The organism is Herbiconiux daphne (assembly GCF_024979295.1).
Classification (GTDB): Bacteria; Actinomycetota; Actinomycetes; order Actinomycetales; family Microbacteriaceae; genus Herbiconiux; species Herbiconiux daphnes.
Window position 1 is genome coordinate 1 of sequence record NZ_JANLCJ010000402.1, and the last position, 696, is coordinate 696.

The 696-nt window shown below is 48.1% G+C and carries 1 protein-coding gene; it reads right to left on the minus strand.

Annotation, left to right across the window (positions count from 1 at the left end; all coding sequences use genetic code 11):
- Window positions 1-190 precede the first annotated feature (190 nt).
- Window positions 191-469 (minus strand): hypothetical protein, encoded by a 279-nt coding sequence (locus tag N1032_RS25490; protein ID WP_259543389.1) that lies wholly within the window; start codon window positions 467-469, stop codon window positions 191-193.
- Window positions 470-696 lie beyond the last annotated feature (227 nt).

Genomic DNA, 696 nt, shown 5'->3' on the forward strand with positions numbered 1-696 from the left:
GGCATCTGCGGATCTTGCGTCACGTCCCATACTTTTACGGGTTCATCACCCAGCGCGTAAGCGAATAACATCACTTCCGCCATTTCGGCGTATTTATGGGAGCCGTATTTAAGCGGAATGGGCGAATATGTTTCTAAATCGCAATATAAATAGGCCATCGATCACCCCGAATAAAACCCCCTGGCGGGGGTTAATCATCGTTAAATACTTCGCAGCTTTCCGAACAGCTACCCGTATCGAAGGAATGATCGCCTTTCAAAGCTTCATAGATTTCATCGCGGCTTAGCGGGGCGCTAGTCGCAATAATTTGCTCCAGTGAAGTATTAAAGCGATACATGATTTTATTATCTTGCTGCTTACGATGCGGGACAGGTCGAACAGTTGGCGAATGGATAACTTCTAAAAACTGGCGGGCTAACTCCGGTTCATCGCGAGCGGCCAGCGCAATTTTATTAGGGCGTTTCTTCACGCAGAAAACGCAGTTACCCAGATGTTCGGGGATCTGTAGATCGAACGGCTGTTTCTTCCACCATGCTAAAATATCCGGCTTCTCTGAATCATCAAAATCGGCAAGATAGCGAACGCCTTCGCGGGGCGTTAGGCGGCGGGGTTCATCGGCGCGGATGCCCAGATAAGTAATATGGCCATCTTTGTAATGATCCTTGCAGTAGCGATCGAAAACTTCTTTCTAAATCG